Consider the following 17,774-nt stretch of genomic DNA (forward strand, 5'->3'; position numbering starts at 1 on the left):
ACAACGGCTGCCGCCCGCACAAGCGCCGCCGTATCTAATTTTCAACCAAGCCCACCGCTACCCGCTGACGCGGGTAGCTCCCGTACAAATTGTGCGGAAGATGACATAAAAGGAAGCTCAAGTGGCACGTTACCTCGGACCCAAGGCCAAACTGGCCCGCCGCGAAGGCACCGACCTGTTCCTCAAGAGCGCCCGCCGCCCTATCAGCGACAAGGCCAAGTTCGACACCAAGCCCGGTCAACACGGCCGTACCTCCGGCTCGCGCACCTCTGACTTCGGTCTGCAACTGCGTGAAAAGCAGAAGGTCAAGCGCATGTATGGCGTGCTGGAAAAGCAATTCCGCCGCTACTTCGCTGAAGCCGAGCGTCGCAAGGGCAACACCGGTTCGAACCTGCTGTTCCTGCTGGAATCGCGCCTGGACAACGTCGTGTACCGCATGGGCTTTGCCTCGACCCGCGCCGAAGCTCGCCAGCTGGTGGGCCACAAGGGTGTGGTCGTGAACGGTCAAGTCGTGAACATCCCGTCCTTCCTGGTCAAGACCGGTGACGTGGTGGCTGTGCGCGAAAAGGCCAAGAAGCAAGTTCGCGTGCAAGAAGCATTCAAGCTGGCCGATTCCATCGGTCTGCCCGGTTGGGTTACTGTTGATGGCGCCAAGCTGGAAGGCGTCTTCAAGAAGACCCCGGACCGCGATGAGTTCGGCTCCGACATCAACGAATCGCTGATCGTCGAACTGTATTCTCGTTAATGCACACAGTGGCTGCGCTTCACGGCTTGTTGAGTCGTGTCGCGTGGCCTTGTGCATTTGTATCTCAGGGCCGGAGCATGTGCTCCGGTTGGTCCAGCAGCCTTATCGGTGTAACGAGCCGAGGGTATTGACAGGAAGACCTCATGCAAACCAATTTGCTGAAACCCAAAGCCATCCAGGTGGAACCGCTCGGCGGTCACCGCGCCAAGGTCACGCTCGAACCGTTCGAGCGCGGCTATGGTCACACCCTCGGCAACGCGCTGCGTCGCGTGCTGCTGTCGTCGATGGTCGGTTTCGCGCCCACGGAAGTCACCATCGCTGGTGTGCTCCACGAGTACTCGGCCATTGATGGCGTGCAAGAGGACGTGGTTCACATCATGCTGAACCTCAAGGGCGTCGTGTTCCGTCTGCACAACCGTGACGAAGTCACCCTGGTTCTGCGCAAGGACGGCGAAGGCCCCGTGACCGCTGCCGACATCCAGACACCTCACGACGTTGAAATCGTGAACCCTGGCCATGTCATTGCCCATCTGTCGCAAGGCGGCAAGCTGGACATGCAGATCAAGGTGGAAAAGGGTCGCGGTTATGTACCCGGCAACATCCGTCGTTATGGCGAAGAGTCGAGCAAGGCCATCGGCCGCATCGTGCTGGACGCTTCGTTCTCGCCGGTTCGCCGCGTGAGCTACACGGTCGAAAGCGCCCGTGTGGAACAGCGTACCGACCTGGACAAGCTGGTCATGGAAATCGAAACCAACGGCGCGATTTCGCCTGAGGAAGCGATCCGTGCTTCGGCCAAGATCCTGGTGGAACAACTGGCTGTGTTCGCGCAGCTGGAAGGCTCCGAGATCGCCGCGTTCGACGCGCCTGCCAAGTCGGCTCAGAACTTCGATCCGATCTTGCTGCGTCCTGTGGACGAGCTGGAACTGACCGTGCGTTCGGCCAACTGCCTGAAGGCCGAAAACATTTACTACATCGGCGACCTGATCCAGCGTACCGAGACCGAGCTGCTCAAGACCCCCAACCTGGGTCGCAAGTCGCTCAACGAGATCAAGGAAGTCCTGGCTTCCCGTGGTCTGGCACTGGGTTCGCGCCTGGAAGCCTGGCCTCCTCAAGGCCTGGACAAGCGTTGATTTAGCCCACCCCCTACCGCCTTCGGCGGCCCCCTCAAAGGGGGCGCCACCTACAGACCGGCGGAGCCGGATCTGTGGTGGCCGCTGGACAAGGTTGGGGACTTTGGCAGAGTTTTGTATTTTGAAGGTGGATGACCCGATAGGGCATCCGGTGCACCCGGCGGTACCTTGAAACGGCCGTCGGTTTTATAAGGAAAGGACTAGCACCATGCGTCACGGAAATGGACTCCGTAAACTGAACCGCACTTCGTCGCACCGTCTGGCGATGCTGCGCAACATGGCCAACTCGCTCATCGAGCACGAAGCCATCAAGACCACCGTGCCCAAGGCCAAGGAACTGCGTCGCGTTGTCGAGCCGCTGATCACCCTGGCCAAGGAACCCACGCTGGCCAACAAGCGTCTGGCTTTCGACCGTCTGCGTAACCGCGACAACGTGGTCAAGCTGTTCAACGTGCTGGGCCCCCGCTTCGCCAAGCGTCCTGGCGGCTACACCCGCATCCTGAAGATGGGCTTCCGCGTGGGCGACAACGCTCCGATGGCCTACATGGAGCTGGTTGAGCGTACCGAAGAAGCTGCTGCCGAAGGCGCTGCTGAGTAAATCGGATCCTCGGTGTGCACAGCACGCCGATGGATTGATGGCAGCATCAACGCTGACAAGAGCCCGCAACGCGCAAGCGCTGCGGGTTTTTTATTTTGGGCCCCATTTGGAATTGTTTTGGATGAGCTGTAGCCAAAGCGTCAAAATCGTGCCATAATAGCTGTCTCTGTCGCGGGGTGGAGCAGTCTGGTAGCTCGTTGGGCTCATAACCCAAAGGTCGTAGGTTCAAATCCTGCCCCCGCAACCAAGTTTTCTAAGGCATCAGCCAAGTCGATCAAAGCCAATCAACTGCATTGGCTTTTTTTGATCCAGGGCTGGTGCATCGCGCAGATTTCTGTCGCGGGGTGGAGCAGTCTGGTAGCTCGTTGGGCTCATAACCCAAAGGTCGTTGGTTCAAATCCGGCCCCCGCAACCATCTATCAAAAGGCCCTCTATACGAGGGCCTTTTTTTGTTCGTCGCCCACATCGCGCGCCCTCATGTACCGCATGGCAGCCACGCCGCCCGCGATCATGAACAAGAGCGGGCCAGCCCACAGCGCCCATGTGGTGCGGTTGACGGGGGGCTTGTAGAGCACATAGTCCCCATAGCGCTGCACCATGAACTGCCGCACCGTTTCAACGGATGCGCCACGTGACAGCTGCTGGCGGATCTCAGCCTTGAGTTGCACGGCCAGTGGTGCTTGAGAGTCGGCAATGGACTGGTTCTGACACACCAGGCAACGCAGTTCGGTGGCCAGGTGTTGCACCTGCTCGTCCAGGCGGGATGCCGTGTCGGCGGCGTGAGACGTCAGGCTCAGCGCCAGCAAACTCAGTGCGGCCAGTGTGTGCTTGAGCTTCAACAGGTCAGCCATGCGCCAGCTCCTTGATCAGCGGCAGGATGGTTTGCTGCCAGGCCTCTGGTGTCAGGGGACCGGCGTGCCGCATGCGGATGCGGCCTTGCTTGTCGACGACGAAGGTCTCAGGGACGCCATAGACGCCCAGTTCCATGCCGATCCGGCCGTCCGGATCTTGAGGTGTCGAGGTATAGGGGTTGCCTTGAGCATCCAGCCATGAAGCGCCTTGTTGCGCTTCATCCTCATAGCTGAGGCCGACGATGGCGATGCCGTGCCGCTGTTGGATGTCCAGCAAGAGTGGGTGCTCTTCGCGGCAGGAGGCACACCAGGACGCCCAGACATTGAGCAGCCAGACTTGCCCTTGCATGGTCTGGGGGGTGAACACAGCCTTGGTGCGATCAAGCTGTGGCGCGGTGAATGAAGGGGCTGGGTGATTGAGCAGGGCCGACGGCAGTGGCGGGGGCGCCTTGCCCAGTTGCGTGCCCAGCAGCCCCGCCAGCGTGACAAAGCAGGCCAGAGGGAGAACATGGCGGTTCATCATCATGCGGCGGCCGTGGAAGAGGTGATGGATGCCCCCTGAGCGTCTTGCAGGCTGGCTTGTGCTCGGCTGGAGGCTGGCTTTGCTGCTCGTCGGTCGGTGGCGGCCAGTGCGCCACCGCAGGCCATGGCCAGGCAGGAAAGCCAGATCCAGCTCATGAAGGGCTTGACCTGCAGCCTCATCGCCCACTGCCCATCGGGGCCTGGTTCGCCGAGCGAGACATACAGGTCCCTGAGCAGACTGCGGTCGATGGCCGCTTCGGTCATGGGCATGTTGCGCACGGTGTAGAGGCGCCGCTGTGGAAACAGCAGGGCTTCGACCTGGCCATGGCGGCTGACTTCGACGCGGGCTTGCGCCGCGCGGTAGTTGGGTCCGGCCACGGGTTCAACTTGCGTGAGCTGGAATTGGTAGGCGCCCAGCTGGACGTTGTTGCCGACTTTCAGGACCTGGTCTTGTGAATGCTCCAGCCCTTTGAGCAAGGTGACGCTCATCACGAACAAGGCCATGCCTGTATGGGCGAGGACCATGCCCCAGAAGGCCCTGGGCGTAGCGCGCATGGTCCAGCGTTTGGGCGACGAGGGCGGTGCGGTGGTGCCCAGGACCTGCCGAGCGACCAACTGCGCGGTGCACACCAGCATCCATATGCCGGTCAACAGGCCCAGGGTCATCAAGGGACTGGACTGCGTGGCCAGCGCGGCGCCCAGTGTCAGCAAGAAGCTGATCGCGGCCGCTTGCGCTCCGCGGCGCTTGACGGATGGCTTGTCGGCCTGCTTCCACACCAACATGGGCCCCAGCCCCAACAACACCAGCAAAGGCAGCATCAAAGGCACGAAGACGGCTTCGAAGTAGGGCGGGCCGACAGAGATGCGCCCCATGTCGAGCGCCTCCACGGCCAATGGGTAGAGGGTGCCCAGCAAGACGGAGCCCGCTGCGACCAGCAGGAAGAGGTTGTTGATCAGCAAGGCGGCTTCCCGGGAGAACCATGAGAAGCCCTGGCGCTCGCGCCATGCGGGGGCTCGCCAGGCGTAAAGGCTCAGGGAGCCCCCCACGACGATGACCAGCAGCGCGAGGATGAACTGGCCTCGCGCCGGGTCCGAGGCAAAGGCATGCACTGAGGTGACCACGCCGGAGCGGACCAGGAAGGTGCCCAGCAAGGACAGCGAGAACGCCACGATGGACAGCAGCACGGACCAGCTTTTGAAGACTTCGCGTTGTGCCGTGGCCGTGAGTGAGTGGATGAGGGCCGTGCCAACCAGCCAGGGCATGAACGATGCGTTCTCGACGGCATCCCAGAACCACCATCCGCCCCAGCCCAGTTCGTAGTACGCCCAGAAGCTGCCCAGGAGGATGCCCCCCGTCAGAAAGGCCCACGCAGCCAGCGCCCAGGGACGCGCCCAGGCTGCCCAGCTTCTGTCTGGTTCTGGCCCCAGGAGGGCCGCGATGGCCAGGGCGAAGGTGATGGCGAAGCCGACATAGCCCATGTACAGCATGGGCGGGTGGAAGATCATGCCCGCGTCTTGCAGCAGGGGGTTGAGATCGGCGCCATCTGATACCGGCTCGGCCAGCAGTTGAAAGGGATCGGAGGTGAACAGGATGAAGCTCACGAAGCCGAAGCTGATCAGGCCCAGGACGGCCAGCACGCGCGCCAGGGTGTCAGCGGGCCAGTGCGGGCTGCGCCATACCAGGAGGCTGGTCCACAACTGGAGGATGAACACCCACAAGAGCAGCGAGCCCTCATGGCCGCCCCAGGCTGCCGCCAGGCGGTAGTACAGGGGCAAGGTCGAGTTCGAGTGCGCGGCCACATAGGCGACGCTGAAGTCATTGACACCCAGGCTCCACAGCAGGCACGCGAAAGACGTGAAGATCAACAGGGACTGAACCAGCGCCAGGGGCCTGGCGAGCTTCATGCCGCTTGGTACGCTGCGCTGTGCCGCCCACAGGGGCAGGAGGCCCAATGCCAGCGACACGCTCCAGGCCAGGAGCAAGGCATGGTGGCCCAGGTTGGCAGGGGTCATGGCAGAAAGTCCTTTGCGTGTGGGTCAATGGGGGCGGTGCCATGCTGGCCTTGCCGAGCAAGCGCCTTGCCGACCTGGGGGGGCATGTAGTTCTCGTCGTGTTTGGCCAGGACCTCGTCAGCCAGAAAGAGGCCGCTTGGGCCCATGTGGCCTTGTGCCACGACGCCCTTGCCTTCTTTGAACAGGTCAGGCAGCAAGCCCTTGTAGTGGACCGTCACGCGGTGCAGCTGGTCCGTCACCACGAAGGTGGCGACCAGACCGTTTTCCATGCGCGCCAGGCTGCTGGGCTCCACCAGGCCACCCAGGCGAAATGAGCGGCCCTTTGGCGCCTCACCCGCCTGTATCTGGCTGGGTGTGAGGAAGAACACCAGGTTCTTCTGGAACGCTGACAGCACCAACCAGGCACTCAGGGCCAGGCCACTCAAGCTGAGGGCAACCAGCAGCAGGCGTTGCCGGCGCGGGCTCACAGGGCGGCCCTCCCGGGATGGCGCGACGCAGCGTCGCGAGCGCGTTGCAAGGCAAGGCGTCGACCCTGGCGCAGGGCCCATGCCTCCCAGGTCAAAGCCACCCACGAGACCAGCACCGAGCCCCACACGTACAAGGCATAACCGCCCATGTCGAAGAAGGCTTGCCAGGTCGGCCAGTTCGTGGACCAGTTCAAGTGAAGGCTCATGGGTAGGTTCATGTGCGGACCTCCGGCAGTTGCTGCAGCCATTGGGCGCCGGCCTCGCGCTCCAGCACGATGCGTCGCAGCCTGGTGAGGGCGGTGGCCGCTGCGTGGCTCCACAAACCCAGGGTGCAAAGGAGCAAGCCCAGGAGCATGGGTGTGGCCATGGTGGGCGCGGCCTTGAAGCTGATCGAGGCGCCTTGGTGCAGGGTGTTCCACCATGTCACCGAGAAATAGATGATGGGCACGTTGATCACCCCGACCAGGGCCAGCATGGCACCGGCCTTGTCGCCGCGTCTTGGGTCGTCTGTGGCGGCTTGCAGCGCCATGAAACCGATGTAGAGGAAGAGCAGGATCAACTCGGATGTCAGCCGCGCATCCCAGACCCACCAGGCGCCCCAGGTGGGCCGGCCCCACAGGGCCCCGGTCCACAAGGCCAGGGCGGTGTAGAGCGCCCCGGTGGGGGCGAGTGCGCGGGCCATCATGGACGACAGGCGTGTGTTCAAGACCCATCCGATGATGGCCCAGCCCGCCATCACGACATAGATCACCATGGACAGCCAGGCGGCGGGCACATGGATGAAGATGATGCGGTAGGCCTCGCCTTGCTGGTGATCGGTCGGGGCCAGCACCAAGCCGACATACAAGCCCAGCACGCCAAACAACAGCGCGCTCAACTGAAAGAGGCGGGCGAGCTTGCCTGCCAGCGCATAAGCGCGACTTGGCGCAGCGTAAGCCCGCCAGCCACGGGCATGGGCCGGGTGATCGGTGCGGTCGCGATGCAGGCTTGCCGGCTTGGTTTGGGGGGCGGTCAGGTCCATGGCGGCGTGGCTCCTTGTCAATCCAGGCTGAGCTTCAATGCGGCCGAGGTGGCCCAGGGGGACAGGGTCAGGCAGGCGGCCACCAGGCTGGCCAGCAACTGAAGATGGGGGGTGGCGTCGAAGGCGTTGGCTGCGTTGGTGGCTGCGGCGCCAAAGATCAGGGCAGGCAGGTACAGCGGCAGCACCAGCGCCGCGATCAGCAGGCCACCACCGCGCAAGCCCAGCGTGAGCGCCGCGCCGATGGCACCGAGCAGGCTGAAGGCCCAGGTCCCCAGGACCAGGCTCAGCGTGATGCGCGGCAGGGCCTCAGGTGCCAGCCCGAACTGGATCGAGATGATGGGTGCGAGCAGCACCAGCGGCAAACCCGCCACCAGCCAATGCGAGAGCACCTTGGCGGCGATCAGCAGGCTGGGCGGGCAGGGCGACAGCAGCAGTTGCTCCAGTGTGCCGTCCATGAAGTCGGCGACAAACAGGCGGTTCATGGACAGCATGGCCGACAGCAGTGCGCCGACCCACAAGATGGCCGGGGCCATGCGGCGCAGCAGCTCTTTGTCGGCGCCGACGGCCAGGGGGAACAGCGCGCCCACCATGGCGAAGAAGAACAAGGTGGTGAGAACCTCGACGGGCCGTCTGGCAGCGAGCTTGAGGTCGCGCTTCACGAGTGCGATCAGGATGGTGATCATGCGGCGATCCCCATGGGGCGAACGACCCAGGCGGGGCTCGCCAGCGCATTGGTGACGGTGGCTGGGCAGGTGCGTGCCAGGCAGACCTCATGGTGAAGCAGACCATCCAGCGGCATGTCCTGGTGCGTGGTGTAGACCAGCACCGCGCCTTCAAACAGGTGCTGTCGCAACAGGGACGTGAGTTGGGCAAGGGCTGGTTGGTCCAGCGCGTTGAAGGGTTCATCCAGGATGAGCAGCCTGGGTTGTGGTGTCAGGGCCAGACGGGCCAGGCTCACCCGCCGCCGCTGGCCTTGCGAGAGATGGCCGACCATGGTGTGTTTGAACTCACCCAGGCCCAAAGCGGTCAGGGCCTGTCTGGCCTGTTCGCTGCTGCAGGGGCGGCCAGACAGCAAGGTGGCCATGCGCAGGTTCTCGATGGCGGTGAGATCGTCTTTCAGCGCGCTGTGGTGGCCGAAGTAGAAAACGGCCCGGTGCAGCAGATCGGGCTGGCGATGGATGGCGCGGCCTTGCCACCTGACGTGGCCACTTGTGGGTTCGGTCAGCCCGCACAGGATGCGCAGCAAGGAGCTTTTGCCGGCGCCATTGGGGCCACTGACTTTCAGGGCCTCACCGGGCCTGACCATCAGGTCCAGCATGTCGAACAAGACGGTGCCTGCACGGGCACAGCTGAGCTGCTGTGTCTGGAGCGTCATCGCTGTGCCTTTCCTGTGTTCATGCCGAGGCAGGTTGGGTGGCCAGGCAGGGGATGCCCTCCGGCACGGTCACCCAGGGTTGCTTGTGCTCGCACCACAGATGCAGTGCGGGCTGGAAGCGGGCTGGTTCATCGAGCGTGCCCGCTTTGATGAAGGCCATGGCCGGCCGCTGCGGTGACTCGGTGAGCACGGGCGAGCCGCAGTCCGGGCAGAAGCGACGCAGCACCGTGCGCCCACTGTCGGCCTGGTGCGTGTGCGTGTGCAGCTCGCCTTGCCAGCTCAGGTCGGCACGGGGCACGGCGAGGATGACCGAGAAGGCCGAGCCGGACTGGCGCTGGCAGGCGCGGCAATGGCACACCAGGGTGGAGACGCGCTGCGTGCGGGCGCTGTAGCGCACCTGGCCACACAAGCATGCGCCGGTGAAGGCGATGTCAGCATCGCCCGAGCTGGCCTGTTCGCGGTTCATGTGGATGACCGCTTCAAGGAGATGGTCTGCGGCTGCGTGTAGGCCAACATGCCCTCGATGCCTTGCTCCACGCCCAGGCCCGATTGCTTGTGGCCGGCCATGGGCTTGTGGGGCGACAAGGTGTGGATCTCGTTGACCCAGACCGTGCCCGTCTGCAGGCGTTGGGCGATGGACAGCGCCAGAGACTGGTCGCGACACCAGACTGATCCACCCAGGCCGTAAGGGGAGTGGTTGGCGCGCTGGATCACCTCGTCGATGGCACGGAAGCGCAGCAGCGGCAGGATGGGCCCGAAAGGCTCTTCCTGCACGATGCGCGAGCTGTCGGGCGGGTTGTCGACCAGCGTGGCCGGGAAGAAGTAGCCGTTGGTGCTGATGGGTTGGCCGCCAGCCAGCAGGCGCCAGCCGTGTGACTGGCAATCGGCCACCAGGCCTTTGAGCCGCTCGAACAAGGCCTGGTTCTGCACGGGGCCCAGTTCGGACTCGGGGTTGGCGCCCGGGCCGACACGAACCTGCCTGGCCAGCTTGGCCAGGGCATCGGCCAGCTTGTCATAGATGTCTTCGTGGATGTACAGGCGCTTGATGGCCAGGCAGAACTGCGCGCTGTTGGCAAAGGCACCCCAGAACAGCACCGGCGCGATGGCGTCCACATCGACATCGGGCATGACGATGGCGGCGTCGTTGCCACCGAGCTCCAAGGTCAGACGCTTGAGCGTGGCCGACGCTGATGCCATCACCTTGCGCCCGGTGGCCGTGGAGCCGGTGAAGCTGATCTTGTCGATACCAGGGTGCGACGACAGCCAGGGGCCCAGGGCATCGCCACCGCTGATGACGTTGAGCACACCGGGCGGCAGCACGTCGCGCAGCAGCTCACCGAGCTTCAAGGCTGTCAGCGGTGTGTTGGGCGAGGGCTTGAGCACCACGGTGTTGCCCGTCAGCAAGGCTGGCGCGATCTTGAAGAAGGCCAGTGCCACGGGAAAGTTCCAGGGCACGATGGCGCCCACGACGCCCAGCGGCACGCGGCGCACTTGCACCAGGGTGTCAGGCGTGTCTTCCAGCGTGATGGTCTCGGGCGTGAGCTTGGCCACTTCGGCGCACCAATGGGCTGAGATCATGATCTCTTCCTTGGCGCGGGCCAGTGGCTTGCCTTGCTCTTGCGTGAGCAGGGTGGCCAGGGTGTCCAGATGGGTCATGAGCACGCCGGCGACGTTGCCCAGGATGGCCCTGCGTTCGTTCAAGGGGGTGGCCGACCAGGGCGCAAAGGCATGACGCGCAGCGGCGACGGCCTCGTCCAGTTGGGCTTGTGAGGCATCCGGTGCCTGCGCAAAGACTTCGCCGGTGGCCGGATCGATGACGGGGATGCTGGCCGCGCTGCTGGTGGCCTGGCCGCCGATGGTCATGGTGAGCTGGGTGTTCATGGGCGTTTGGCGTTGTGGGTGGAGGTCGCTGCGGGTGCAGGGTTGGCAGGCGTGCCGGCCGATCCTTGCTGGGCGGTGTTCACATTGGCTTCGCGCTGCTCGGCGGCCGAAATGGCCTGACGCAGTTGCTGCGCGAAGGGGTGCTGGGCATCCAGGTTGGCCAGTGCTTGTTGCCAGTGCGCCTTGGCCTTGGCGGGTTGCCCGCGGTCCATCTCGGTCTTGCCGAGCAGGGCATGGCCGAGCACATGGCCGGGGTTCTTCTTCAAGGCCTTGTTGATCAGGTCCTCGGACTCTTGGTTGAGCTGGCGCCCGTTGGCGTAGCCGATGGCCCTGGCCAGGTCCACCAGGGCATCGGCGTCTTCGGGTGCCAGGGCGACAACATGCTTGTTGGCATCGACGGACTCCTGGGGCCGGTCCATGACCATGTAGGTACGCGCCAGCATGCGCCAGCCGTCAACGTCGTTTGGTGTTTTCTTGAGACGCGCTTCGAGCTTGGCAACCATCACGCTGGGATCTGGTTGCTGCTCGTCTGCGGCACTGGCGGCCGGTGCACTGGTGGGCGCGGTGGTCGCCTGCTTGGCCGGTGTGTTGACCTTGAGCTGATTGAGCGCGGCTGCGCCGGCTGCACTGGTGATCGCAATGAAGGCGGTGACACCGATGATCAGCTTGCGTGACGGGTGGGCGGTGGATTCAGTCAATGAAGGTGAGGTACTCACGTTGGGGCCTTGTCATGAGGTGGATTAAAAAGGGGCACCACGCTTGCGGGTGGCGCCCCTTGTGCCATCACAGCGTCTTGAGGTACTCCAGCAGTGCCCAACGTTCGTCGTCGGTCAGCGACTGCGTGAAGTCATGGCCGCCTGCATCCTGCCCATACAGATAGGTGTTGTAGACCATGCGTGACTGGATCTGCTTGTCGGTCACCGGCGGTGGCGACTGGTAGGCCAGCGTGTTGTAGGCCGCAGCGACGTTGGCCATCGACGCGAAGAACATGTCCGTCGTGGTCATGCCATCGTTCGAGCAAGGCAGATACGGCGCGAGCAGGTTCTTGTTGTTGTTGCAAGTCAGTGCGGTGTAGCGCCAACCCAGCTTCTTGAAGTCATACGAAGCCAGGCTGGGGTCATACCCACGGTTCTTGCCACCCAGGCCAGGCTCCGTGTACCAGCGCTGCCAGATCTTGGGCCGGTCGGAAGGCTTGAGGATGTCCCAGATGGTGGGCACGCTGCCGTTGTGGAAGTAGGGCGCGCTTTGCCAGGTGCCGTACAGCGGTGGGGCCACGTAGCCGAAGGGCTTGATCCAGATGTTGGGGCCGGTCGGCGAGTTCGCGGGAACGGGGCCTTTGCCCAGATCGTAGGCACGGCGCGGGATGCGACGCAGTTCGCTGATCAGGATGTTGTCGTTCCAGCTCTTCCAGTTCGGGTTGAGCTCGTTGTAGGCCAGCCAGGAGGTTTCCCATGCGCGACGCTTGGTCTCGTCGGCCATCACGCCCATGCGCTTGTTGTCGGTCCGGATGGTCTCGATCGGTGTGATCACCCCCGCCACCCCCTTCAGGCGTGGATCAGGCAGGAAGGCCGGATCCGCGGCATGGCGTGGCGAGTACACCCCGTGGCAGCTGGCGCAGGAGCCGTTGCCGGGCTGCTTGGGGATGTTGGCGTTGGCGCCGTTGGCCCACAGATCACGCTCGTGGAAGATCACGGCGCCCTGTTCGGCCAGCGTGGTGTCGATGGCGCCATCCTCGTTTTTATAGGTGGGTGGCGACAGCGTCAGCAGCCAGATGTTGATGTCTTCGAACTCGTAGTAGATGTTGCGACGTGAGGCGGCGCTGCGCTGCAGGTTGGCAACGGCAAAGGCCATCTCGGAGCGCACGTTGTCGGACGTCAAGGCGCCATCCCAGAACTGGCGGGTCTTCCAGGCGCGGTGCCACCAGGCGGGTGCCTTGTTCATCCCGGCCGCGTGGGTGGGGAACAGCTCCAGCAGGCTGGGTGCGAACAGCATGCTGTCCATGTCGAACAGGGCGGGCAGGAAGTCGACGATGCCCAGGGCGTCCGTCGAGCCGCGGCCCACGCTCCAGGGCAGGGGGGCCAGTTGCAGGATGGCGGTGATGCCATTGGCCCGGAAGATGTCGGACTGGGTCACGCCCGCGTCGTTGGCGTCATTGGGGCGCCCGAACGCAAACGGACGCTCTTCTGGTTTGCCCAGACGCGAGTCGTGGCAGGCCGAGCAGGTGGAGCCGATCAGCCCGTTCCAGCGTCCGTTGGACCACTTGTCCTGCATGAAGCCCAGTGGCAGTTGACCACTGCCGCCATTGGTGGTGTTGGGGTCTTCGCCGGGCAGGGGGTAGGGGTTGCGGTAGTCGGCCTTGGCCGCACCGTAGCGCTTGATGATCTGCTCATCGAAATCCGCAGGCCGGGCGCTCAGCCCCCATACCTTCCAGAGGTTGTTGAAGCCCGCAGCCGAGCTGAAGGGCTGGAAGTACTGCTTGCCCGTCACGAACTGGAAGCCGCGCGTGGCCGCCGCTCGGAACTCGCCGCAGGTCTTGGGCCTGGGCGGCAGCTTGGAGAGGTAGGGATAAGGCGGGTTGTGCAGGTCCACATACCAGGCGTTGAACTGGATGGCCGCGCCGGGGCGGTTGATGCCTTCCTTGACCAGTGTTCGCGGGTCGACGGGCAGAGGGGTGGCGTCGGGTTGGCCCATGCAGGCGGCCACGAGGGGCGCGCGGGTGTCGGTCTGATCGAGCAGGGGCAGCTGGCTGCCAGGGGTGCCGCCACCGGAGCCGCCAGAAGGTGGTTGGGTATAGGTGGTGGCCCATGCCGTGATCGACAGGGTGGTGAGCAAGGGCAGGGTGGCGACGAGGCTGGCTCGCCTTAAGCGGACATTCATATGAGGGTCTCCTGGATGGGCCAATCTGGCCGTTCTCAGCGGTGGGTGTGTCCTGGCCGAGCGCGACGGACAGGCAAGTGGTCGAGGTCATGTCGGGACGGGGCAACGATAGGCCTGGCCCCCTGTGCAGGGCTCTCGTCAGTTCTGACGATTTTTGGGCTGAGGGGGCGCGCTCGGGGGGGCTCGATCGGCCTTGGGCGTTGTGTGGCCGGCACAGCAGGGCGCTGAACTTCGTCGCTTCTGACGATGGCCCCCCTTGCCTGTCGCGGCCACCATGACAGACCTGGACGTTGGCGTCCAAGCCACAGGAGGTGACCCATGGCAGGTCCGCTTGAAGGACTGAAGGTGATCGAGATGTCGGGCAGTGGCGCCGCGCCTTTTGGTGTGATGCTGCTGGCCGACATGGGTGCAACGGTGTTGCGCGTGGTGCCCTCGGATGCCCCGGTGGCGGACGGCGGTGCCGATGTCCTGGGACGGGGGCGACAGTTCCTGCCTGTGGACCTGGCGCACCCCCTGGGCGTGCAGGCCCTGCTGCAATTGGTCCAGTCAGCGGACGTGTTGATCGAGGGCTATCGCCCCGGCGTCATGGAGGCCTGGGGCCTGGATACGGAGACCTGTCTGGCGCGCAACCCCCGCCTGGTCTATGCCAGGGCCACAGGGTGGGGGCAGCATGGCCCGCTGGCGCATGCACCGGGTTGCGACATCAACCACATCGCGCTCAGTGGTGCGTTGCATGCCATTGGTCGGGATCGTGATGCGCCCGTGCCGCCGCTGAACCTGGTGGGCGAAGGCGGTGGTGGCATGGTGCTGACGCTGGGGGTGCTGGCCGCCTTGTATGAGGTGGAGCGCTCGGGCTTCGGGCAGGTGGTGGACGTGGCATCCACCGAGTCGGCCGCGCTGCTGGCATCCCGTCTGTATGGGCTCAACGCCGAAGGTCGCTGGAGCAACCAGCGTGGCGAGAACCTGCTGGATGGCGGTGCGCCGTTCTATGACACCTACGCCTGTGCCGATGGCAAGTACGTGGCCATTGGGGCGGTCGAGCCTGGCCTGTACCTCCAGTTGCTGGACTTGTGCGGCATACAGGACAAGGCTTTTGTCGAGCAGATGGACACGGCGCGTTGGCCCATGCTCAAGCTGCGCATGGCCGATGTCTTCCTGACCCGCACGCGTGACGAATGGTGCCGGCTGCTGGAAGGCAGCGAGGCCTGTTTTGCGCCGGTACTGGACTGCGAAGAGGCGCCCCTGCACCCCCACAACCTGGCGCGAACCGCCTTCGTGACCGTGGATGGCATCGTGCAGCCCGCCCCCGCACCCCGCTTCAGCAGGACACCGTCGTCCGTGCCCCACAAACCATCGGCCTTGCCGCTGGACAGCCTGGCGCACCACTGGGGCGTCAGCAAGCAGGACGCGCGCTGCTGGCTTGACAGCGGGGCGATCGGCAGGGTTAGCGCGGCTGACCCGAAAGTGCCGGTCAAGGCAGACTGAGGAAAACAGCAAATGTGCAGCCAGATTGATGGCTGCGTCGTGGCCAAACAAGGAGACCAGCATGCAGCTCACTCAATCACTCCATAAAGCCCAACGCGAATGCCCCAACGCGGTGGCGGTGGCATTCGGCGATCAAAGCCTGAGCTTTGCGCAGTTCAAGGACCGGGTCATGAGGCTGGCCGCCGTGCTGCAGCAACTGGGCATGCAGCCCGGTGACCGGGTCGGCATGATGGCGCTCAACTCCCGTCGCTATGTGGAATACCTGTATGGCGTCTGGTGGGGCGGCGGGGCCATCAACCCCGTCAACGTGCGCTGGAGCCCTCAGGAGGTGGCGTATTCGCTCGATGACTGCGACACGCGCATCCTGCTGGTGGACAAGACCTTCGCCCAGCAGGCCGCCATGCTGCGGGAGAAGTCCGCGTGCCTGCGCACCCTGGTCTACTGTGATGACGGCGAGGTGCCTGCGGGCATGCTCAGCTATGAGCAGCTGATGGCGCAAGCCCAGCCGGTGGACGACGCCTGGCGCGGTGGTGATGACCTGGCCGCTGTCATGTACACAGGTGGCACGACGGGCATGCCCAAGGGGGTGATGCTCAGCCACGCCAACCTGTACCTCAATGCCTTGAGCGCGGTGGCGGCTGTGCCACGCCCCGGGGCCAAGGTCGGGCTGGTGGTGGCGCCCTTCTTCCATGTGGCCGGCTGCGGCCTGTCGCTGCAGTTGATCCAGCGCCTGGCCACGCAGGTCATCGTGCCGGTGTTCGATGAAGCCTTGATCCTGCAGGCCATCCAGACGCACAAGGTGACCGAGACCTTCCTGGTGCCCACCATGATCAAGCGCCTGATCGAGCACCCGCGCTTCAAGGACTTCGACCTCAGCAGCCTGGGCATGTTGTTGTACGGCGCCGCACCCATTGACGGGGTCTTGCTGGACCAGGCCATGAAGGCGCTGCCGCACACCGAGTTCTGCCAGGCCTACGGGATGACCGAGCTGGCGCCCACCATTTCCGTGCTGCTGCCGGCCGATCACCAACCCGGGCCTGATCAGGAGCGGCGCTTGCGCTCGGCGGGCCGGCCGGTGCCCATCGCAGAGGTCCGCATCGTGGACCCGATGGGGCAGGAGCTGGGGCCCAACCAGGTTGGCGAAATCGTGGCCCGGGGCCCCATGGTGATGATGGGCTACTGGAACAAGCCCGCGCAAACGGCGGCCGCCTTGCGCGACGGCTGGATGCACACGGGTGATGGCGGCTACATGGACGAGCAGGGCTATCTGTATGTGGTGGACCGTCTCAAGGACATGATCATCACGGGCGGCGAGAACGTCTACACCGCCGAGGTGGAGAACGCCATTGCCAAGCTGCCGGAGGTGTCCATGTCAGCCGTGATCGGTGTGCCCGATGACACCTGGGGCGAGCGGGTGCACGCCGTGATCGTGTTGCGCGATGGCGCCACGCTGGACGAAGCCCAGGTCATCACGCATTGCAAGAGCCTGATCGCAGGCTTCAAGTGCCCACGCAGCGTCGAGTTCAGGGCGGAGCTGCCCCTGTCGCCTGCGGGCAAGTTGCAAAAGTTCGTGTTGCGTGAGCCCTTCTGGGCCGGCCGCCAACGCGGTGTGAACTAGTTTCTGACCTTCAAGAGAATAGCCATGGCATTGAACACCCGTCGCTCATGGAGCGACTCCGATCTGGACCTGTTTCGAGACAATGTGATCCGCTTCATCGAGGCGGAAGTGATGCCGGACGACGAGGCGGCCCGCCAGCGTGGCCATGTCGGGCACGAGCTCTGGCGCAAAGCGGGCGCCAATGGCCTGCTGTGCATCGACATCCCCGAAGAGTACGGCGGCTGCAGCGGCGACTTTCGCCACGAGGCCACGGTGTACGAAGAGCTCAACCGCCGTGCCCTGACGGGCATCAGCACCTCGGTGCACGCCATCGTGGCGCATTACATCCTCAACCACGGCACCGAGCAGCAAAAGCGCCGCTTCCTGCCGCGCATGGCCAGTGGCGAGCTGGTGGGCGCCATCGCGATGACGGAGCCCGGCACGGGGTCTGACCTGCAGGGCATCCGCACCCGCGCGCAACGCGAGGGCGATCACTATGTGTTGTCGGGCACCAAGACCTTCATCACCAATGGCTTCCTGGCCGGCCTGGTGCTGGTGGTGGCCAAGACCGACACGACGCAGGGTGCCAAAGGCACCTCCATCCTGATCGTGGAGACGCAAGGCTGCCCCGGCTACAGCGTGGGCCGTGTGCTGGACAAGATCGGCCTGAAAGCGCAGGACACCTCCGAGCTGTTCTTTGACGAGGTCAAGGTGCCGGCTTGCAATCTGCTGGGCGAGGTCGAGGGCAAAGGCTTCTACCAGCTCATGGGTGACCTGCCTTACGAACGCCTGATCATCGCGGTCAATGCCTTGGCCGCCATGGAAGGCGCGTATGAGGCCACCTTGGACTATGTGCGTGATCGCAAGGCCTTCGGCCAGCCCATTGGCGACTTCCAGAACACCCGGTTCAAGCTCGCCGAAGTGGCCACGCAGATCACCGTGGGCCGGGCCTTTGTGGACCAGTGCATCACGCGGCTGGTGGACGGCACGCTGGACACGGCCACCGCCTCGATGGCCAAGCTCTGGACCACGGAAGCGCAGGGCCGGGTGATCGACGAGTGCCTGCAGCTGTTTGGCGGCTACGGCTACATGAACGAGTACATGATCGGCCGCATGTACACCGATGCGCGTGTGCAGCGCATTTATGGCGGCACCAACGAGATCATGAAAGAGGTGATCGCCCGATCACTGTGATGACAGGGGCTGGTTCGG

General features: G+C 64.3%; 18 protein-coding genes and 2 tRNA genes. 8 read left to right on the plus strand and 12 right to left on the minus strand.

Annotated features, from left to right (window positions below):
- Positions 1-121 precede the first annotated feature (121 nt).
- The 5 genes from rpsD (at position 122) to HY019_RS07360 (ending at position 2,888) form a co-directional block, all read left to right on the plus strand.
- The gene (rpsD, locus tag HY019_RS07340; RefSeq protein WP_290644390.1) at positions 122-745 is read left to right on the plus strand and encodes a 30S ribosomal protein S4; all 624 of its coding nucleotides are present in this window, start codon (positions 122-124) and stop codon (positions 743-745) included.
- A gap of 143 nt (positions 746-888) precedes the next feature.
- Complete coding sequence (rpoA, locus tag HY019_RS07345; protein WP_035036291.1) at positions 889-1,875, plus strand: DNA-directed RNA polymerase subunit alpha; 987 nt, start codon at positions 889-891, stop codon at positions 1,873-1,875.
- Positions 1,876-2,083: 208 nt separating this feature from the next.
- Entirely contained in the window at positions 2,084-2,473 is a 390-nt protein-coding gene (gene rplQ, locus HY019_RS07350) for a 50S ribosomal protein L17 (protein ID WP_035036289.1), read from the plus strand.
- Between the two features lie 170 nt (positions 2,474-2,643).
- Positions 2,644-2,720, plus strand: a tRNA-Met gene (locus tag HY019_RS07355).
- Positions 2,721-2,811: 91 nt separating this feature from the next.
- A tRNA-Met gene (locus HY019_RS07360) sits at positions 2,812-2,888 on the plus strand.
- Positions 2,889-2,904: 16 nt separating this feature from the next.
- Here the strand turns inward: HY019_RS07360 and HY019_RS07365 are convergent.
- From HY019_RS07365 to HY019_RS07420, 12 genes are all read right to left on the minus strand, one after another.
- On the minus strand, positions 2,905-3,324 hold the full coding sequence (locus HY019_RS07365; RefSeq protein WP_290689734.1) for a cytochrome c-type biogenesis protein: 420 nt from the start codon (positions 3,322-3,324) through the stop codon (positions 2,905-2,907).
- Positions 3,317-3,850: a DsbE family thiol:disulfide interchange protein gene (locus tag HY019_RS07370; RefSeq protein WP_290689738.1), complete on the minus strand. Its 534-nt coding sequence runs from the start codon at positions 3,848-3,850 to the stop codon at positions 3,317-3,319. The genes HY019_RS07365 and HY019_RS07370 overlap by 8 nt, the downstream gene beginning before the upstream one ends.
- On the minus strand, positions 3,847-5,859 hold the full coding sequence (locus tag HY019_RS07375; RefSeq protein WP_290689742.1) for a heme lyase CcmF/NrfE family subunit: 2,013 nt from the start codon (positions 5,857-5,859) through the stop codon (positions 3,847-3,849). The genes HY019_RS07370 and HY019_RS07375 overlap by 4 nt, the downstream gene beginning before the upstream one ends.
- Entirely contained in the window at positions 5,856-6,326 is a 471-nt protein-coding gene (gene ccmE / locus HY019_RS07380; protein ID WP_290689747.1) for a cytochrome c maturation protein CcmE, read from the minus strand. Before ccmE ends, HY019_RS07375 begins: the two co-directional genes overlap by 4 nt.
- Positions 6,323-6,532, minus strand: coding sequence for a heme exporter protein CcmD (ccmD, locus tag HY019_RS07385; RefSeq protein WP_290689753.1), 210 nt, complete (start codon positions 6,530-6,532; stop codon positions 6,323-6,325). Before ccmD ends, ccmE begins: the two co-directional genes overlap by 4 nt.
- An 8-nt stretch (positions 6,533-6,540) precedes the next feature.
- Positions 6,541-7,347, minus strand: a complete 807-nt coding sequence (ccmC, locus tag HY019_RS07390; RefSeq protein ID WP_290689757.1) for a heme ABC transporter permease CcmC — start codon at positions 7,345-7,347, stop codon at positions 6,541-6,543.
- Between the two features lie 17 nt (positions 7,348-7,364).
- Positions 7,365-8,030, minus strand: coding sequence for a heme exporter protein CcmB (ccmB, locus tag HY019_RS07395; protein ID WP_290689758.1), 666 nt, complete (start codon positions 8,028-8,030; stop codon positions 7,365-7,367).
- Positions 8,027-8,722 carry a cytochrome c biogenesis heme-transporting ATPase CcmA gene (gene ccmA / locus HY019_RS07400; protein ID WP_290689761.1) on the minus strand — a complete coding sequence of 232 codons (696 nt, stop codon included), beginning with the start codon at positions 8,720-8,722 and terminating at the stop codon, positions 8,027-8,029. The genes ccmB and ccmA overlap by 4 nt, the downstream gene beginning before the upstream one ends.
- A gap of 19 nt (positions 8,723-8,741) precedes the next feature.
- On the minus strand, positions 8,742-9,188 hold the full coding sequence (locus tag HY019_RS07405) for a GFA family protein (protein WP_290689763.1): 447 nt from the start codon (positions 9,186-9,188) through the stop codon (positions 8,742-8,744).
- Complete coding sequence (locus HY019_RS07410) at positions 9,185-10,603, minus strand: aldehyde dehydrogenase family protein (protein ID WP_290689768.1); 1,419 nt, start codon at positions 10,601-10,603, stop codon at positions 9,185-9,187. Before HY019_RS07410 ends, HY019_RS07405 begins: the two co-directional genes overlap by 4 nt.
- Complete coding sequence (locus tag HY019_RS07415) at positions 10,600-11,319, minus strand: hypothetical protein (RefSeq protein ID WP_290689770.1); 720 nt, start codon at positions 11,317-11,319, stop codon at positions 10,600-10,602. The genes HY019_RS07410 and HY019_RS07415 overlap by 4 nt, the downstream gene beginning before the upstream one ends.
- A gap of 67 nt (positions 11,320-11,386) precedes the next feature.
- Positions 11,387-13,480, minus strand: a complete 2,094-nt coding sequence (locus HY019_RS07420) for a hypothetical protein (RefSeq protein WP_290689777.1) — start codon at positions 13,478-13,480, stop codon at positions 11,387-11,389.
- Positions 13,481-13,798: 318 nt separating this feature from the next.
- Here HY019_RS07420 and HY019_RS07425 point away from each other — a divergent pair, with 318 nt between their 5' ends.
- From HY019_RS07425 to HY019_RS07435, 3 genes are all read left to right on the plus strand, one after another.
- Positions 13,799-14,965, plus strand: coding sequence for a CaiB/BaiF CoA-transferase family protein (locus tag HY019_RS07425; protein WP_290689778.1), 1,167 nt, complete (start codon positions 13,799-13,801; stop codon positions 14,963-14,965).
- Between the two features lie 61 nt (positions 14,966-15,026).
- Positions 15,027-16,583, plus strand: coding sequence for a long-chain fatty acid--CoA ligase (locus HY019_RS07430; RefSeq protein ID WP_290689781.1), 1,557 nt, complete (start codon positions 15,027-15,029; stop codon positions 16,581-16,583).
- A gap of 24 nt (positions 16,584-16,607) precedes the next feature.
- On the plus strand, positions 16,608-17,756 hold the full coding sequence (locus HY019_RS07435; protein ID WP_290689782.1) for an acyl-CoA dehydrogenase family protein: 1,149 nt from the start codon (positions 16,608-16,610) through the stop codon (positions 17,754-17,756).
- The last annotated feature ends 18 nt before the right edge of the window (positions 17,757-17,774 follow it).

It is taken from the genome of Aquabacterium sp. (assembly GCF_016195855.1).
Lineage (GTDB): Bacteria > Pseudomonadota > Gammaproteobacteria > Burkholderiales > Burkholderiaceae_C > Aquabacterium.